Annotated in this window: 14 protein-coding genes and 2 tRNA genes; 9 read left to right on the top strand and 7 right to left on the bottom strand. The window is 65.2% G+C overall.

Annotation, left to right across the window (positions count from 1 at the left end; translation table 11 throughout):
* Positions 1–43 precede the first annotated feature (43 nt).
* The 5 genes from CR152_RS14165 to CR152_RS14145 all read left to right on the top strand — a co-directional run bounded on the left by CR152_RS14165 (position 44) and on the right by CR152_RS14145 (position 4,573).
* Positions 44–119 (top strand) — tRNA-Lys (locus CR152_RS14165).
* A 68-nt stretch (positions 120–187) separates the two neighbouring features.
* Positions 188–263, top strand: a tRNA-Lys gene (locus tag CR152_RS14160).
* A 217-nt stretch (positions 264–480) separates the two neighbouring features.
* Positions 481–1,134 (top strand): GTP-binding protein, encoded by a 654-nt coding sequence (locus tag CR152_RS14155; RefSeq protein WP_099875483.1) that lies wholly within the window; start codon positions 481–483, stop codon positions 1,132–1,134.
* Complete coding sequence (locus CR152_RS14150; RefSeq protein ID WP_099875482.1) at positions 1,131–2,348, top strand: sensor histidine kinase; 1,218 nt, start codon at positions 1,131–1,133, stop codon at positions 2,346–2,348. Before CR152_RS14155 ends, CR152_RS14150 begins: the two co-directional genes overlap by 4 nt.
* On the top strand, positions 2,345–4,573 hold the full coding sequence (locus tag CR152_RS14145) for an ATPase, T2SS/T4P/T4SS family (RefSeq protein WP_099875481.1): 2,229 nt from the start codon (positions 2,345–2,347) through the stop codon (positions 4,571–4,573). Before CR152_RS14150 ends, CR152_RS14145 begins: the two co-directional genes overlap by 4 nt.
* 178 nt (positions 4,574–4,751) lie before the next feature.
* Here the strand turns inward: CR152_RS14145 and CR152_RS14140 are convergent, their stop codons facing one another.
* On the bottom strand, positions 4,752–5,615 hold the full coding sequence (locus tag CR152_RS14140) for an MBL fold metallo-hydrolase (protein WP_099875480.1): 864 nt from the start codon (positions 5,613–5,615) through the stop codon (positions 4,752–4,754).
* A 103-nt stretch (positions 5,616–5,718) separates the two neighbouring features.
* Between CR152_RS14140 and CR152_RS14135 the strand changes: the two genes are divergently transcribed.
* A complete protein-coding gene (locus CR152_RS14135; protein ID WP_099875479.1) occupies positions 5,719–6,606 on the top strand; it encodes a LysR family transcriptional regulator in 888 nt (295 codons plus the stop codon).
* 55 nt (positions 6,607–6,661) lie between these two features.
* On the opposite strand, the gene CR152_RS14130 is transcribed toward CR152_RS14135, so the two are convergent.
* Positions 6,662–6,988 (bottom strand): hypothetical protein, encoded by a 327-nt coding sequence (locus CR152_RS14130; RefSeq protein ID WP_157778482.1) that lies wholly within the window; start codon positions 6,986–6,988, stop codon positions 6,662–6,664.
* Positions 6,989–7,190: 202 nt separating this feature from the next.
* Here CR152_RS14130 and CR152_RS14125 point away from each other — a divergent pair, with 202 nt between their 5' ends.
* On the top strand, positions 7,191–9,479 hold the full coding sequence (locus CR152_RS14125; protein WP_157778481.1) for a DUF1631 family protein: 2,289 nt from the start codon (positions 7,191–7,193) through the stop codon (positions 9,477–9,479).
* Between the two features lie 8 nt (positions 9,480–9,487).
* Here CR152_RS14125 and ypfJ read toward each other — a convergent pair whose 3' ends face one another.
* Positions 9,488–10,375, bottom strand: a complete 888-nt coding sequence (ypfJ, locus tag CR152_RS14120; protein ID WP_099875476.1) for a KPN_02809 family neutral zinc metallopeptidase — start codon at positions 10,373–10,375, stop codon at positions 9,488–9,490.
* Between the two features lie 120 nt (positions 10,376–10,495).
* On the opposite strand from ypfJ, the gene CR152_RS14115 reads away from it, so the two are divergent.
* Together CR152_RS14115 and CR152_RS14110 are read left to right on the top strand one after the other, a co-directional pair.
* A complete protein-coding gene (locus CR152_RS14115; RefSeq protein WP_099875475.1) occupies positions 10,496–10,927 on the top strand; it encodes a hypothetical protein in 432 nt (143 codons plus the stop codon).
* Between the two features lie 27 nt (positions 10,928–10,954).
* The gene (locus CR152_RS14110; protein WP_099875474.1) at positions 10,955–11,713 is read left to right on the top strand and encodes a YdcF family protein; all 759 of its coding nucleotides are present in this window, start codon (positions 10,955–10,957) and stop codon (positions 11,711–11,713) included.
* Here CR152_RS14110 and CR152_RS14105 read toward each other — a convergent pair.
* The 4 genes from CR152_RS14105 to CR152_RS14090 all read right to left on the bottom strand — a co-directional run bounded on the left by CR152_RS14105 (position 11,694) and on the right by CR152_RS14090 (position 16,149).
* Positions 11,694–12,503, bottom strand: a complete 810-nt coding sequence (locus tag CR152_RS14105; protein WP_208640121.1) for a slipin family protein — start codon at positions 12,501–12,503, stop codon at positions 11,694–11,696. The two genes, CR152_RS14110 and CR152_RS14105, sit on opposite strands and share 20 nt — an antisense overlap.
* A gap of 2 nt (positions 12,504–12,505) precedes the next feature.
* A complete protein-coding gene (locus CR152_RS14100) occupies positions 12,506–14,026 on the bottom strand; it encodes an NfeD family protein (protein ID WP_229413391.1) in 1,521 nt (506 codons plus the stop codon).
* 97 nt (positions 14,027–14,123) lie between these two features.
* Positions 14,124–14,963 carry an HDOD domain-containing protein gene (locus CR152_RS14095; RefSeq protein ID WP_229413390.1) on the bottom strand — a complete coding sequence of 280 codons (840 nt, stop codon included), beginning with the start codon at positions 14,961–14,963 and terminating at the stop codon, positions 14,124–14,126.
* Between the two features lie 166 nt (positions 14,964–15,129).
* Complete coding sequence (locus CR152_RS14090; RefSeq protein ID WP_099875472.1) at positions 15,130–16,149, bottom strand: BON domain-containing protein; 1,020 nt, start codon at positions 16,147–16,149, stop codon at positions 15,130–15,132.
* Positions 16,150–16,203 lie beyond the last annotated feature (54 nt).

Raw genomic sequence — 16,203 nt, 5'->3', positions numbered from 1 at the left:
CTAGCGGAAATCGAAATCGCCAGCTATAATATTGCCTCTTTCGGGGTCGTTAGCTCAGCTGGTAGAGCAGCGGACTTTTAATCCGTTGGTCGCAGGTTCGAATCCCGCACGGCCTACCACGAATTCGCAGTAAGCAAACGAAGCAGTTGCGAGCGATCGCCACTGCTTTTTTTGATCGTTTTACCTTGGGTCGTTAGCTCAGCTGGTAGAGCAGCGGACTTTTAATCCGTTGGTCGCAGGTTCGAATCCCGCACGGCCTACCAAGTTTCATCAAAAAAGCCCACAAGTTCGCTTGTGGGCTTTTTGCCGTCCGCCCCGCCCCCCGCTGCATTTGCCAATAGAAAAATGATGGGCCTTGGAGCGACCTTCCTCAGATCGTTAACGTTGTTGCGCCCGGCATACGCGCACGGCCGCATTACATGCGAACGGGCAAAGTTAAGGTACTCTTGGGGACAGGTGTCGATGGAGGCGGGGAACGATATGGCGGAATTGGACGAGCGAGCGCAACGCCTGACCGTGAAACTGGTCTACTACGGCCCCGCGATGTCCGGCAAGACGAGCAATCTGACGCGCCTGCACGATTTGCTGACGGCCGACCTGGTGGGCGACATGATGCTGCTCGAAACCGAAGGCGACCGAACCTTGTTTTTCGACTTGCTGCCTTTCGGTTTCACCGCGCCATCCGGCCTGCTCGTCAAATTCAAGCTGTTTACCGTTCCCGGACAGGTTGCGCACAATGGCACGCGCAAGGCGGTGCTCTCGCGTGCGGACGGCGCCGTGTTCGTGGCCGACTCCCAGCGTCACCAGGCAGTCAATAATGGCGCATCGTTCGACAACCTGATCGCCAATACCGCGACCGTCGGGATCGATGTGGCCAGCTTTCCGCTGGTGGTGCAGTACAACAAGCGCGACTTGCCCGATATTTTGTCCGAGGAAGAGATCGCGCAACGCTGGAGCAAGGCGCCCTGGCCGGTGCTGCTGGCCAGCGCGCTGCAGGGCGATGGGGTAAGGGAAACGTTTTCGGCCTTGCTCAAGCTGGTCTATGTGCGGCTCGACGTCCAGTTCGCGCTGCTGGTCGAGCATGGCTTGACGCAAGACGCGTTCATCGAAGCGGCCGGAGGAGCGGCGCGGTGAACGAAACCCTACCCGCCTTCGACCGCCAGGTCAGCTTGCGCGAGATGATGCGCAACGTCCCGACGACCGCGCTGGAAACGGCGATGGGGCACAGCGTCGGCCGTGCCTGGCGCATCGACGGCGCCGACGACGGGCTGGTGCACGCAGGCGCGCTGGCGATCGACGGCCCCGTCTGCTCCGTCGCGCTGGTGGTCGACATCGAGGTCGTCGGCACCTTGTCGGCGCCGGCCGACCGGCAAGCCTGGCTGGCGCCGGCGGGCAAATGGATCGAACTGCTGCTGGGCGCATCGAACCGTTACCGGATGGCCGCCGACCTGCATCTGGAGACGGTGATTGCGGATCACCGCGAGCTCATGGACAAGCACGCCGCGCTGGGCGAATCCGAGGCGCGCTACCGCGCCCTGAGCGCGCAGCTCGAGGCGCGCGTGCACGAACAGGTGGGCCTGATCGAGCAGAGCCAGCGTCGCATGTACCAGGCCGAGAAGATGGCCTCGATCGGTAGCCTGGCCGCCGGCATGGCGCACGAGATCAACAACCCGATCGGTTTCATCAGGAGCAATCTGAGCACCGCCAAGGACTACGTCGCCGAACTTGGACAGGCCATCGCGGCCCAGCCCCTGGCGTCGGCCGAGGCGAAACAGCTGGCCTATATCGTCGCCGATTTTCCCAACTTGCTGGACGAATCGATCGCCGGCGCCGACCGGGTGTCGCGCATCATCGCGGACTTGAAGGCGTACGCGCATTGCGAGCCGGCCCAGTTTGCTGCCATCGATCCGAACGATGCGTTGCGCGCGGCCGTCAGGATGCTGGGCGAACTGCCGGCCGGGGTGCGTCTCGACACGCAGCTCGGCTTGCTGCCGCAAGTCAGTTGCGACCGCGACGGCCTGACCCGGGTGGTGCTGGCCTTGCTGCTCAACGCGCGCACGGCCATGCGCGAGCGGCAGGGCGTGATCCGGCTCGCCAGCGCCGCCCGCGACGGCGAGCTGCTGGTCTCGGTGTGCGACCAGGGCTGCGGGATCGAGGAGGCGGTGCTTCCCCGCATCTTCGACCCCTTCTTCACCACCCATGGCGTGGGCGGCGGGATAGGGCTCGGCTTAACGGTGGCCGCGGACGTGGTGCGCGCCCACAGCGGGCATATCGCGGTGCGCTCGACGCCGGGCGGCGGCAGCACCTTCGATGTGCACCTACCGCTGCAGGCGGACCAACGCGCATGAGCTACGGGCATTTGTTCACCGGCGCCGCCGAGGGCGACAGCAGTGCGGCGCCGGTGCGCGCCTACCGCATCTTGCTGGTCGACGACGAGCCGAACGTGCTGTCGGCCTTGCGCCGGGTATTTCGCCAGGAAAATTACGAGATCGTTACCAGCGGCAATCCGCGCGAGGCGCTGGCGCTGCTCAAGGCCGACACCTTCCACCTGATCATCAGCGATTTCATGATGCCGGGCATGGACGGCGGTGAATTGCTGCGCCAGGCGCGCCAGATCGAACCGGACATGATCCGCATCATGCTCACCGGCCATGCCGACGTCAACGCGGTGGTCGGGGCGGTGAAGACCGGCGCGGTCTACAAGTTCATCCTCAAGCCGTGGAACGATGACGACCTGCGCGTGACGGTTGCGCTGGCGCTCGAACGCCAGGAACTCAACCGCAGCAACAAAGTCCTGCTCCAGGAAAACGCGCGCAAGTCGCAGGAAATCGAGCAGATGGCCAAGTTTTCGGCAGGCAACCGCAGCCGGCTGGCCACCGTGCTGCATCGCCACGGCAAACTCAATCTGGGGCAAGTGCAGGAGCTGATCCGCATCCAGCAGCAGGCCCAGAAGCAGCAGGCGGTGTTGAAGGAAATCGTCGAGCGCGGCTGGGTGCAGGAAAAGGTCGTGCACGACTTGCTGGCTGCCGAGCTGATGATCCAGCAGGTGAGCGTCGACGAAATGGCGATCGACGTGGCGGTGGCCGCGCTGGTGCCGGCCGCCTTGTGCCAGCGCCACTTGATCATTCCCCTGCGCATCGACGACAAGCGCCTGACGGTCGCGATGGCCGACCCGCTGGACGAAGGCTTGCTGCACGACTTGCGTTTCGTGACCGGCCTGGAAATTGCGCCCGTGCTCGCACCGATGTCGTCCATCCTGGCCAAGATTGCCACCGTCTACGGCACCGGGCGCGCCGACCTGACCGACCTCGAAGCGGCGTTCGGCTCGAACGACCCGTACGAAGGGGTGGAAATCGTCATCGAGGACGACGGCTTGGGGCAGTCGCTCGAAGAGCTGTTGCGCGGCACGGACGAGCCGCCCGCGATCCGGCTGGTCAACGCGATCCTGCTCGAGGCGATCAACCTGGGAGCGTCCGACATCCACATCCAGCCGCGCACCAAGAACGTGATGGTGCGCTTGCGGGTTGATGGCGTGCTGATCGACAAGATGCAGATTCCGCACAATATGCACCAGTCGATCGTCTCGCGCATCAAGATCATGGGCGAGATGGATATTTCCGAGCGCAGGCGGCCGCAGGACGGACGCCTGGCGGTCAAGACCCCGCAGCGGGTGGTCGACCTGCGGATCTCGACGCTGCCCACGATCAACGGCGAAAAAATCGTCATGCGCATTCTCGACCGGAACGCGGCGGTGCTGCGTCTCGACGGCATCGGTTTCAATCCGATGGACCTGGCCAAGGTGCGCAACGCCAGCGACAAGCCGCAGGGCATCGTCCTGGCGACGGGCCCGACCGGCAGCGGCAAGACAACCACGCTCTACAGCCTGCTCCAGAGCAGCGCAACGTCGGAAAAAAACTACATCACGATCGAGGACCCGGTCGAATACTACCTCGACTCGGCGGGGCAAGTGGTGGTGCGCGAAAAAATCGGCCTGACCTTCCCCCTGGTGCTGCGCGCCATCTTGCGCCAGGATCCGGACGTCTTGCTGATCGGCGAGATCCGCGATTTTGAAACAGCCGAGGTGGCATTTCACGCGGCGCTGACCGGCCACCAGGTGTATTCGACCCTGCACACCAATTCGGCGATCGCCACCATTTCGCGCCTGTTCGACCTCGGTTTGAAGCCGTTCGTGATCGCCACGGCGCTTGAAGCGGTCATTGCGCAGCGCCTGGTGCGCAAGGTGTGCGAACGCTGCCGCGCAGCTGCGCCGGCCGAGCCGGACTTGCTGCAGCGCCTCGGCGGCAATTTCGCCGCCCAGCCGTTCCAAGCCTTTTACGGCGCGGGATGCGAAGTTTGCCACGGCAGCGGTTACAAGGGCCGCCTCGGCCTGTATGAAGTGCTCGCTCCCGACACGCACATGCGGCACCTGATCGCGTCCCAGGTCGCCATCACGGAAATCACGCGGTACGCTATCACCCAGGGATTCATGACCTTGCGCGACGACGCGTTCATCAAGGTGCGCGACGGCTTGACGACGCCCGATGAGGTGTTCCGGGTGCTGGGGCCGGAGTGAGCCGGGCAGGCGCATACTTGCCATCGGCGGGACTGGCTGCCGTTCGGAACCGCCACCGCATGCATCGGCAGCGGCAAAGTATGCCGCTCGCGATCGAGCTTCCCGGCTGTTAACCCGAAGCACCCGCACGATCGCTGCGAACGATGTCGGAAGGCGCCGCGCACCGGCTTTTACGCGCTTACCATGTCATCTCGCCCTTGCTGACCTTGGCGCCGATATCCAGGGCCATGCCCGGCGGCGCGTCAGGATACGCCGTCTTCATGCGTGCAATCACGTCGGCGCTGTTACCGCTCGCTGCCAGCGTTTTTTCGTAGCTCTTGAGGTAGTTCCGGGTGTAGGCGATGCTGCTCTCGTCCAGTTGCGTGCCCGCCTTCATATGCCCCGGAATGACAACGGCCGGCTTGAGCGCGGCCATCTCGTCGAGCTGGGCGCTCCACGCACTGCGCTGGGCCGCCGTTGGTGCGTCGGCCATCCACAAATGCAGGTTGCCGAACACGCCGAGCGCGCCCGTGATCGTCCTGGTCGACGCAATCCACACATACGGGCGATGCGCCAGCACGCCTTGCGTGCCGCGCACTTCCACCGCCTGGCCATCCACCGTCAGGGTCATGTTCTGCAGCGCCGTGGGCAGGCTTGGCGCCGCCGGTGCGTTGGCGCCCATCTTGGGCGTCCAGAAGGCCAGCTTGGCCGCCATCTTTTCCTTGATCTTCTCGATCACTTGCGGCGTGGCGACCACTTGCGCCTTCGGGAAAATCTGCTTGAGCGTGTCGACGCCGAAGTAGTAATCCGGATCGGCCTGGCTGACCAGGATGGTCTTGAGCTGCTTGCCGCTGTCGAGCACGTTGGCGGCGATGCGCAGCGCGTCGGCGCGCGTAAAGCCGGCGTCGATCACCATGGCTTCGGTCTCGCCATAAATCAATGTCGAATTGACGTTGAAGCTGGCGCCATCGGCGTTGTAGACCTTGGTTTGCAGGGCGGGCGCGGCCAGGGCGTTGCTAAACACCAGCGTGAGGACGGCGCCAATGGTGGTGGTACGAAACATACAGACTCCGATAAAGTTGTTTTAAGGAAGCCTGCAGTGTAGTGACCTCTTTCGTCCGGATAAACGGGTTAAACTGTACATCACTGTTTCATGGATTGGACAAATGGATCGAATCACAGCAATGCGCGTCTTCGTCGAGGTGGCCGGCAGCGGCAGCTTCAGCGCCAGCGCGGACAAGCTCGACATGTCGCGGGCGATGGTGACGCGCTATGTGTCCGAAATGGAAAAGTGGCTGGGCACGCGCCTGCTCCAGCGCACCACGCGCCGCGTGACGCTCACCGATGCCGGCGAAACATGCTTGCGGCGCAGCCAGCAAATGCTGTCGCTGAGTGAGAATATGGAAGAGGAAACCGCCAGCAGCGGTGAGCTGCGCGGCCTGTTGCGCGTCACCTGCAGCCTGTCCTTCGGGCATGCGCAACTGGCGCAGGCGCTGGTGCGCTTCACGGCGCGCCATCCGCGCCTGAAAATCGATCTGAATCTGAACGAAGGCGCCCTCAATCTGGTCGAAGCACGGATCGACCTGGCGATCCGCATCAGCGGCGAACCGTCGCCCTTGCTTATTGCGCGCCCGCTGGCGCAGTGCGATTCGCTGCTGGTGGCCTCGCCCGCTTACCTGGCCGCGCATGGCGCGCCGGCCACGCCGCAGGAACTGGAACAACACCGCTGCCTCAGCCACGCCAACGTGGGACGCAGCATCTGGTCGTTCGCGCGCGATGGGGAAGCGGTCCAGGTCGGCGTGGTCAGCTATTTCAGCGCCAATGATGCAACCGCCCTGCTGGCATCGGCCCTGGCCGGCGGCGGCATCGCCATGTTGCCGACCTATCTGGTGAACCCGGTGGTGGCCAGCGGGGAGCTGGCGTGCGTGCTGCCGCAGTGGCGCGTGCCAGCGCTGACGATTTATGCGATTTATCCATCGCGCCGGCAATTGTCGCCAGCGGTACGCGCGCTACTTGATTTTCTGGTGGAGCACTTTGCCGTGTTGCCGTGGTGACGAAGCGGCGTTCGCCAGTGTCACAACGGTTCAATCGCCAGAAAACAACGCTTTCTTAACCTTCCAGATCGGTGGGAATGCCGAACTCGTCATGTTGACCGCGCCGCAAAGCCGGTTTGGTGAGCACCCGCAAGGACACGCTGATATGCACGGCGTTGTCCGCCAGATACTCCGCAGCGCCTCCCGTGCCCAGCATGGCTTGCAAGATAATGCCGACTTCAACTTTTTGCGCCGTGAGCGTATCGCCGCGCCCGATCACGCGCAGAGGACGTGACTCGGGCCGCAGCGGGGCGGCCATGGCTGTGGCCACCGCGACAGGGTCGTTACTGGCGTGAACAGTTCTGTTCAGTACCGCATCATCGAGTTCAGCGAATATTTTCATTCTGGGATACTAAGGTTGATCTTACATGTGGTCGGTTCGCCAACACGCATAGATAAAGGTCGCGAACGGGCATTGTATCTTATACATCTTCCTTAAATAAATGCAACTGAACAGTGCATTCAGGCCAACTTTGTTGCTCTAATGCGCTATCATGGCTTTCAGAAACCCGGAGCAGCTCATCCATTTGAGCACAAAAAACGCCATGCAAATACCAAAAAGAGTGTTCCAGCTTGCGAAACAACCCGCACTGTCGGGTTTTCACGTCCTTGCCACCAAAACCCTGGCCGAAGCCGAGGCGATCCTGGACAAGGCCCTGAAAGGCGCCGCCCGGCCCGACGAGCGCCTGATGATGAATGCACGCCAGGCCTTGCGCGAGCAAGGCAACTTTCTGTTAGCGCGCATGCAACACCACTTTGCCAATTACCTCGAACGCGCCATGCACACCATGTACATGGACACGCGCGCCAGCCTGGACGAGATCAGTGCGGACAACCTGACCCTCATCGAGGATGACGTCGTGACGCGGCAAATCGAGATCGACCGGCTGGTGATGCGCCTGCGCGATGCCGACCAGCCCAGCCTCGGGCGCCTGAACATGATGATCGCCCAGCTACACGGCGACGGCGAGGTGCGCGAACGCGAAAACCCATTCCGCCCGTATTTGCTGGCCCGTTCGCTGCACGAAGCCCTGCGCGAAGCGGTCAGGGACGAGGCCCAATCCAAAGCGCTGTTCGATACACTGTCGGTCGCGATGGAGCATTGCCTGCAAGGATACTACGTTGCAATAGAAGAAGTATTCAAATCGCGCGGGATTTCCAGCAAGCTGACCGCCCGGCCGAGCGCGCTCACGCGCGCCCAGCGTGAGCGGCTTGCCTGGCAAAAGGCCGCCGAGCAGCTCATCGGCCGCGTGGCGGCGGGTGGACGCGCGGACAGCCAGCCGGCGCAGCAGGGGCAGGCGGCACCGCCCAAGCAGTCGCGCATACTGCCGGAATTACAACGCATGATGCAGCAACAGCGCAACGTGGCGGCCGGCGCCCCGGCGCAGCCGCACGCGCCCGATTTGCAGGAAATGGTCTGGAATGTCTTTAACCAGCCGAAGGCAGCGCGCCCGCCGCGCCATGCCGACGCCCCGGCCCCTGCTGCGGACGGCCAGCCCGGCACCGCCCTCGATGCGCGCTTAAAACAAATGCAACAGGCAAAGCCGGCCGCCACTGCCAGGGGTGCGCCCGCGCCAGCTCCGCTCGACCTGCGCGCCCAGCTGGCCGATGCCGCCAGCAGCGAGCCGGACCGGGTTACCATCGACCTGGTGAGTCTGCTGTTCGAATCCATCGTGCACGACGAGCAATTGCCCGAAGGCGTACGCCAGCAGCTTGGCCGCCTGCATGTGCCGTTTTTGCGCGCCGCCATGCTCGACCCATCGATGCTGCACGACGCCCAGCATCCGGCGCGCCGCCTGCTCGACCGGATCGGCACCGTCGCCACCGGCATCACGCCCGACATGGCGTGCTACCCGGCGCTGGAAGACGAAATCGACACGGTCCTGGACGGCGTGCTGGAGCGCTTTGACACGGACATGACGACCTTTGCCGACGGCCAGCGCAGGCTCGACCAGTTCGTCTCGACCCTGTTGCCGCGCGGCGACGTGGGCCTGGCGCGCTGCATCGACGCCCTCGGCGCGGTCGAAGCAAGCAGCGCCCGCCACAGCGACACCGCCACGGCCCTGGGCGCCCTGCTCGATCCGCTCGATGTCGATCCGCGCATCGGCAATTTCGTCACCGATATGTGGAGCCGCGTCCTGGTCCATCCGGGCAGCGACGCGCCCGCCAGCCAGGCGATGCTGGCCGAGCTGGTATGGAGCGCGCAGGAAAAAAATACGATGGAGGAGCGTGCCCAGATGGTCCGCATGCTGCCCAGCCTGGTCAAACGGGTACGCGAAGGATTGGCCGCGATCGGCATGGGAGAGACCGTCTCCAAGGCCGCGCTCGACCAGTTGGTGATGGTCCACATGGATGTGCTGGGCAACCGCCAGCCGGCCTCGGCAAAGGCCATGGATCTGGACCAGCTGCGCGCGCACTTCGCCGCTTTCGGCGGTGTGTGCGAAGCGGGCCAGGATGCGGTCAGCATCGGCCACGCCCAGCTCGAAGCGGCGCTGGAGCAGCGCGGCATTCGCGCCGAGCTGTACACCGACGGCGGCAAGAGCGCCGCGCGCGCCGCCGACGAACAGGAATGGCTGGGCATGGCGCTGCCGGGCGCCGGCTTCGAGATTGCCGTGGATGGGCGCTACGTGCCGGCGCGCCTGAATGCGGTCAGCCCGCGCGGCAGCCTGTATCTGTTCTCGGTCAAGGGCCAGGCGGCGCCGTCCACCTTCACCCGCGATGCCCTGCTGGCGGCGATGCAGTCCGAAACCTTGCGCACGATGGAACACGCGCCCGTGTTCGAGCGCGCGGTCGAGTCCCTGATGGCCGGCGCCGAAGCGCTCGCCGGCCACTAGTCACACTGTTACAGCTGGCGCGCGGCGAAGGTATCGCACGAGGCGACCTTGCCCTCGTCGAGGCCGCGCTTGAACCAGCGCGCACGCTGCTCCGAGCTGCCGTGGGTAAACGAGTCGGGCACGACATGGCCCTGCGACTGGCGCTGCAAGGCGTCGTCGCCGATGGCCGTTGCCGCTTTCAGCGCGGCATCGACGTCGCCCTGCTCCAGAATCGCACGCGACTGGTTGGCATGGAAAGCCCAAACCCCGGCAAAACAGTCAGCCTGCAATTCCAGGCGCACCGACATCGCGTTCGCCTGTTTTTCCGTGCCGCGCTGGCGCGCCTCGTCGACCTTGTCGGTCAGGCCCATCGAATGCTGCACGTGGTGCCCGATTTCGTGGGCAATCACGTAAGCCTGGGCAAACTCGCCCTCGACCTTGAAGCGCTCTTCCATCAGCTGGAAAAAGCTCATGTCCAGATACACCTTGCGGTCGGCCGGACAATAAAAAGGCCCGGTCGCGCTTTGTCCGGCGCCGCAAGCTGTCTGGGTGCGGCCGGAAAACAATTGCAATGCCGGCTTCTGGTAAGTGCCGCCCTGTTCGCGGAACAAAGCCGTCCACACATCTTCGGTATCGGCCAGCACCACGCGCACGAATTTCGAACCGCGGTCGTTGGCCGGCACGCCCGGCGCCTGGCCCTGTTGCTGCTGCACAGGCACCGCGCCTCCGCCGCCACTCATGATATTAAGAATGGTCATCGGATTGATACCGAAGATCCAGCCGCCCACCAGCGCGATCACGATCGTGCCGATGCCGACCGAGCGTCCGCCGAAGCCGAACCCGCCACCACCTCCGCCGCCGCCCGAACCCCGCACATCTTCCACGTTGTCGCTTTCGCGATTACCTTCCCATTTCATGTTCTGCTCCACAATGCATTTTGTTAATCTTATAATGACTTTACGCTGAAAGCCAATTTCCTGGCGCACACAGTAACCTTCGCGCCGCATTGTCGCGACAACCTGACCTGCCTGCCACCCATGCCCGAAGCATCCATCCACTTTCTCACGATCGGCGCCGCCCTCAGCGCCGCCGCCGCCGCGCTGCATATTGCCTGCATTGTCGGCGGTCCCGCCTGGTATCGCGCCTTGGGCGCGGGCGAAAAGATGGCGCAAATGGCCGAATCAGGCTCGTGGTATCCGGCCATCGTCACCTTCGGCATTTGCGTCGCGCTGACGGTCTGGGCGGCGTATGCCCTGTCCGGCGCCGGCGTGCTGCCGCGCCTGCCGTTGCTGCGCATTATCCTGTGCGCCATTACTGCCGTCTACGTGCTGCGCGGTCTGGCCGTTGTGCCGATGATGATCATGATGCCCGGCCGCAGCACGGTTTTCTGGGGCTGGAGCTCGGCCATTTGCATGACGATCGGCATTGTCCACGTGCTCGGCCTGCGCCAGGCCTGGGCTTCGCTGTGAACCCTGCTCCTTGAACGCGCTGCCGGCATGATCGATATCCTCGTGCGCGTGCTGCTCGTGCCGCCGATGAGCCTGATCGTGCTGATCCTGGCAGGCTACGCGCTGCGGCGGCGCTGGCCGCGCTGCGGGCGCGCCGTCAGCGGGGTGGGATGGGCCACGCTGCTGGTGCTGTCGACCAACGCCGGTTCGCTGCTGCTGGTGCGGCCGCTCGAAGGGCTCACGGCGCCGCTGGCCGACGCCCGTGCCAGCGGCGCCCAGGCCATCGTCGTGCTGGCCGCCGGCAATGTACATGCCGCCCCCGAATACGGCGCCGACATCCCCGACGAGGTGGCCCTGGTGCGCCTGCGCTACGCGGCCCGCCTGCAGCACGCCACCGGACTGCCGCTGCTGGTGAGCGGCGGCAACGGCGAACCGGAAAAGGGCATTCCACCCAAGGCCAGCACCATGGCGCGCGCCCTGCGCGAGGATTTCCGCACCGCCGTCACCTGGACCGAGGAGCGCTCGGCCGACACCACCCAGAACGCCGCCTGCAGCGCCGCCATCCTCAAGGCGGCCGGCGTGCGGCGCGTGCTGCTGGTCACGCACGCCATGCACATGCCGCGCGCCGAGCGCGCCTTTGTGGCGGCCGGGCTGGAGGTGGTGCCGGCGCCGACCATGTTCTATGCGCGCAGCGCGCTCTCGCCGCTGATGTTCGTGCCCGGCTGGAGCGGCATGTTCCGCTCGTATTACGCCACCCACGAGTGGATCGGGCTGGCGTGGCAGCGCATTAACTGTACGGGCTGCTGACCGGACTGCTGTGCGCAGCGGCGGACGGCCTGTCCCGCGCACGCTCGAGCAGCCCGCCCAGCATGTCCAGCGGCAGCGGAAAGACGATCGTGTTGCTCTTGTCGCTGGCCAGGGTGCCCAGGGTTTGCAGATAGCGCAGCTGCATCGCGCCCTGCTGCCGGGACAGCACATTGGCCGCCTGCATCAATTTTTCCGACGCCTGCAGTTCCCCCTCCGCGTGGATGACCTTGGCGCGCCGCTCGCGTTCCGCCTCCGCCTGGCGGGCAATGGCGCGCACCATCGATTCGTCCAGGTCGACATGCTTGATCTCGACATTGGCCACCTTGATGCCCCAGGCGTCGGTCTGGGCGTCGAGCACTTGCTGGATATCGATGTTGAGCCGTTCGCGCTCGGCCAGCATGTCGTCGAGTTCATGCTTGCCCAGCACGGAGCGCAAGGTCGTCTGCGTCAGCTGGCTGGTCGCTTCGAGAAAGTTGGCCACCTGGATAATGGCGCGCTCGGGATCGATCACGCGGAAGTACAGCACGGCGTTGACCTTGACCGACACGTTGTCGCGCGAAATCACGTCCTGCTTGGGCACGTCGAGCACGATGGTGCGCAGGTCCACCCGCACCATTTGCTGCAGCACGGGAATGAGCAGGATCAGCCCCGGCCCCTTGACCGACCAGAAGCGTCCCAGCTGGAACACCACGCCCCGTTCGTACTCGCGCAGGATGCGCACCGACATCGCCAGCAGCACGAGCAGAAGGAATACCAGCGTGCCGATACCGAACCCGAATCCATTGATCATCGTTATTCTCCTTGTTTGACATCGTTAACCGGGACGACGTCCAGCCGCGCCCCCTTGCGCGCCAGCACCCGCACCGTCTGCCCGGGCCGCAGCGCGGCGCTGCCGGCCACGCGCCAGGTTTCGCCGTTGACGTTGGCCCAGGTGTCGGTCCCGCTCGTGCCGATGACCTCGGCAAGGCTGCCGACCAGCGCGTTCGGTCCGCCGGCCGCGGCGCGCCGGCGCGTCTTGAGCGCCACCCCCGCCATGCCCGCCAGCAGCAGCGCGCTGACGATCGCCAGCGGCACCACCACGCCGGCCGGCACGCCGTATCCGGGCAGGTCGGTATCGATCAGGATCAGCGCACCGGCCACGAAGGCCGCCATGCCGCCCAGGCCGAGCACGCCGAAGCTGGGCAGGAACGCCTCCCCCACCATGAAGGCGAGGCCGAGCAGGATCAGGCCGAGTCCGGCGTAGTTAAGGGGGAGCAGGTGCAGTCCGTACAGGCCCAGCAGCAGGCACAGCCCGCCCACCACGCCGGGCGCGACCGCGCCGGGACTCATGAATTCGAACAGCAGGCCATAAATGCCGATGCTCATCAGGATCAGCGCGACCGACGGATCGGAGATCACGGCCAGCAGCCGCGCGCGCCAGTCGGGATCGGCGTGGTGGAGCGTAGCGCCGCGCGTGTGCAGGGTCACGGCGTCCGTTACGGCGTGCGTTACGGCGTCCGGCACGGCGCCCGCGCGCAGCGCGACCTGCCTGCCGTCGACCTGCGCCAGCAGCGCCGCCACATCGGCGGCCACAAAGTCGATCACGCGCGCGTTCAGGGCGTCGGCCGCCGGCAGGCTGAGCGCATCGCGCACCGAGCGCTCGGCCCAGTCCGCGTTGCGTCCGCGCAGGTCGGCCAGCGCGCGGATGTAGGCGGCCGCGTCGTTGAGCTGTTTGCGTTCCATGGGCGTGGAGGCACGGGGGTCGGCCTTGCCGGCGCGCCCGGCGGGACCATCTTTGGTGGTGTCCTTGGCCTTGCCGCCGCGCTCGCCGCTGCCCGGGCCCGGCAGCGCGTCATCGCCCCCGGAGCCCGGGCCGCCCAGTTGCACGGGCGTGGCGGCGCCCAGGTTGGTGCCGGGCGCCATGGCGGCGATGTGGCTGGCCATGAGGATGAAGGTGCCGGCGCTGGCCGCGCGCGCTCCCGAGGGCGCCACGTAGACGGCCACCGGCAGGCGCGCACCGAGAATGGCCTTGACCACCGCGCGCATGGATGTGTCGAGCCCGCCCGGCGTGTCGAGCGCGAAAATGACCAGCTGGTGACGGTCTTGCGCGGCGCGCTCGAGGCCGCGTGCCACGTAGTCGGCAGTGGCGGGGCCAATGGCGCCGTTCACCGTGAGCACGGTGACAGCCGCCGGCGCGGCTGCGACCGGCGCGGCGGCGGCCGGCGGCCACATGAGCAGCAAAAGAAAGGTGGCGCACGCGATCAGCACGCGCGGCAGGGACGGCAGCCCTGGTCCCGCATCGGCATCCGCAGCGCCAAACCAAACATGCGTCATGCGCCTCATCGCTCCCCCGGCATGGGACCCCGTGTCCCGCCTTACCTGGGGTTAGAAACCGGACAAGCGCTTTGGTTCCGTGTTTTGATTGCCTTGGTTAGACCAGCAGCGCGGCGCTCATCGATTTGACTTCGTCGGCCGACTCGTCGAGGATCGATTGCAGCGTATCGTTGTCGATGACGAAGTCGAGCACCGAATCGGCATGCTCCGGCAGCGGCTCTTCCGGCACGCCCAGCGGCGAGCGCACGGGTGCGAACTGATTGGCCAGCAGCAGGGTGTCGAGCAGGGTCCCCGGCGGCATGGTGAGCCAGCCATCGCGCAGGGCCAGGATGGCCTGGGTGACGGTCTCGGGAATGGCGAGTTTTTTCAGCACTTCGCGGCTGACCACTTCCTCGCACAACTCCGCCCATTTTTCGGGATCGTCGTCGAGCAGGCCGGGGAATTCATCGGCGCGCGAGAGCAGGTAAAAGCCGCCCACCTCGTGCACGATGGCCGCGAACATGGCGGTATCGGGATTGACGAAGGTAACGCGCCGCGCCAGCACCTGGGCCAGCGCCGCCACGTGGGCGGTATGCTCCCACAGTTGCTCGGCCTTGGCGCGCAGCACCGGATCGACGATGCGCATGCCGAACTGGCGCACCACGAGGCTGGCGACCAGGGTCTGCAAGCTGCGGTAGCCCACCCGCATGACGGCCGCGCGCACGTTCGTGATCGGGGCGTCGCCATTGCGGTTGAAAGCGGCCGAGTTGGCCAGCGCGACGGTGCGCGCGGCCAGTTGCGGCTCCCCCAGCACCAGCTTGATGGCGTCTTCAATATGGCAATCGGGATTGTCGAGTGCGAGTTGCAGGCGCAAGGCGGCATTCACGCTGGTGGGGAGGGTGATTTCCCCGCGTGCGGCTTGCGCGGCAATATATCCAAAGGCTTCTAGTCTGTTCACAGGAAAATTATACCTTGGGCAGGGTCTGGCGCCATGGATTGCAGCGACAAAGCCCCGAACAGTGCGGCAATGCAACACAATCGCATCGTCGCACCGCACGGGGCCGCTGTTTTGCGCCAGCCGCCCCGGGTTTGCCGGGCCGGCCTGGGTAGTGCAAGAGCTTGGCTTACTTGACCTTGATGGCGCTCTTGACGGAAGTGACGCCTTCGACGCTCTTGGCCAGGCGCACGGCTTTCTCGGCATCAGCCTTGGAATCGACGAAGCCGCTCAGCATGACCACGCCTTTTTCGGTTTCCACGTGAATTGCCATGGACTTCAGCTCAGGCTCCTTGAAGATGTCGGCCTTGACCTTGGTGGTGATGAGCGAATCGGCCATCACGGCGCCCGATTTGTCGGCTGCGCGGTCGGTCTTGTTGGCCATGTTGTCGGCGGCGCGCTCGGTTTTGTCGGCCAGGGTGTCGATCGCGCGCTCGGTCTTGGCAGCCACGGCGGCGCCGGCGGCACGGGTCTTGTCGGCGGCATTGTCCACCGCGTTGGCGGTGCGCTGGGCAGCGGTGTCGGCCGCCATTTCGGTGCGGTTGGCCACGGCGCCGGTGGTGGTGGTCGTGGTGACCGCGGCGCGGTTGTTGTTATCGACCAGGCAGCCGGTGTTCGGGCTGCCTGCTACCTGGGCGCATTTGTCCACGGCCGCCGACTTGGTGGCATCGGTGGTGGTGGTGCGGGTAACCGGGCTCATGGTATCGGTGGTGCCGCTGCTGGCGACCTGCAGGTTGCGGTCGGCCTTGACATCGGCCAGCGCCGCGGTGTGGACCGCGCGGGCGTTGCTCATGCAGCTGTCTTTTTCGGCGCCGGTGGTGTCGGCGCACTTGATCTTGGCCAGCGAGTAGTCGGCGTTAGCCAGTTCGGTGCGGGCCTTGGTGCGGCCTTTGAGGGTGTTGTTGTAATCGGTCAACGCAGCCAGGTCGGCGCGCGCGCGCACGACTTTCGCTTCTTCCATGCACAGGCTGCGGGCGTTGCCGCTCATGTCCTTGCACTGCGCCGAGGCTGCCTTGTAATCGGCGGCGGCCTTTTGCGTCATCGTGCGGTAGGTCGCGGTATCGGACTTGGCGGGCGTCTCGGCGGCATTGGCGCTGGGGAAAGCGACACTGAGGGCGGTGGCAAGCAATGTGGCGACGATAGGTTTCATGGTGAGGTCCCTTAAATGTATGGTTGTTGGTAGACGGATTTAACATCCTAACCA

The sequence above is a fragment of the Massilia violaceinigra genome (genome assembly GCF_002752675.1).
Taxonomy (GTDB): domain Bacteria; phylum Pseudomonadota; class Gammaproteobacteria; order Burkholderiales; family Burkholderiaceae_D; genus Telluria_A; species Telluria_A violaceinigra.
The sequence above is the reverse complement of the archived record's forward strand: the minus strand, read 5'-3'. Positions and strand labels throughout refer to the sequence as shown.

Coding starts and splice junctions, on each gene's coding strand:
- CR152_RS14090 (WP_099875472.1), bottom strand. CDS start 16,149: ATGAAACCTATCGTCGCCACATTGCTTGCCACCGCCCTCAGTGTCGCT.
- ypfJ (WP_099875476.1), bottom strand. CDS start 10,375: ATGAAATGGGAAGGTAATCGCGAAAGCGACAACGTGGAAGATGTGCGG.
- CR152_RS14115 (WP_099875475.1), top strand. CDS start 10,496: ATGCCCGAAGCATCCATCCACTTTCTCACGATCGGCGCCGCCCTCAGC.
- CR152_RS14105 (WP_208640121.1), bottom strand. CDS start 12,503: ATGATCAATGGATTCGGGTTCGGTATCGGCACGCTGGTATTCCTTCTG.
- CR152_RS14130 (WP_157778482.1), bottom strand. CDS start 6,988: ATGAAAATATTCGCTGAACTCGATGATGCGGTACTGAACAGAACTGTT.
- CR152_RS14155 (WP_099875483.1), top strand. CDS start 481: ATGGCGGAATTGGACGAGCGAGCGCAACGCCTGACCGTGAAACTGGTC.
- CR152_RS14140 (WP_099875480.1), bottom strand. CDS start 5,615: ATGTTTCGTACCACCACCATTGGCGCCGTCCTCACGCTGGTGTTTAGC.
- CR152_RS14145 (WP_099875481.1), top strand. CDS start 2,345: ATGAGCTACGGGCATTTGTTCACCGGCGCCGCCGAGGGCGACAGCAGT.
- CR152_RS14125 (WP_157778481.1), top strand. CDS start 7,191: ATGCAAATACCAAAAAGAGTGTTCCAGCTTGCGAAACAACCCGCACTG.
- CR152_RS14110 (WP_099875474.1), top strand. CDS start 10,955: ATGATCGATATCCTCGTGCGCGTGCTGCTCGTGCCGCCGATGAGCCTG.
- CR152_RS14100 (WP_229413391.1), bottom strand. CDS start 14,026: ATGACGCATGTTTGGTTTGGCGCTGCGGATGCCGATGCGGGACCAGGG.
- CR152_RS14135 (WP_099875479.1), top strand. CDS start 5,719: ATGGATCGAATCACAGCAATGCGCGTCTTCGTCGAGGTGGCCGGCAGC.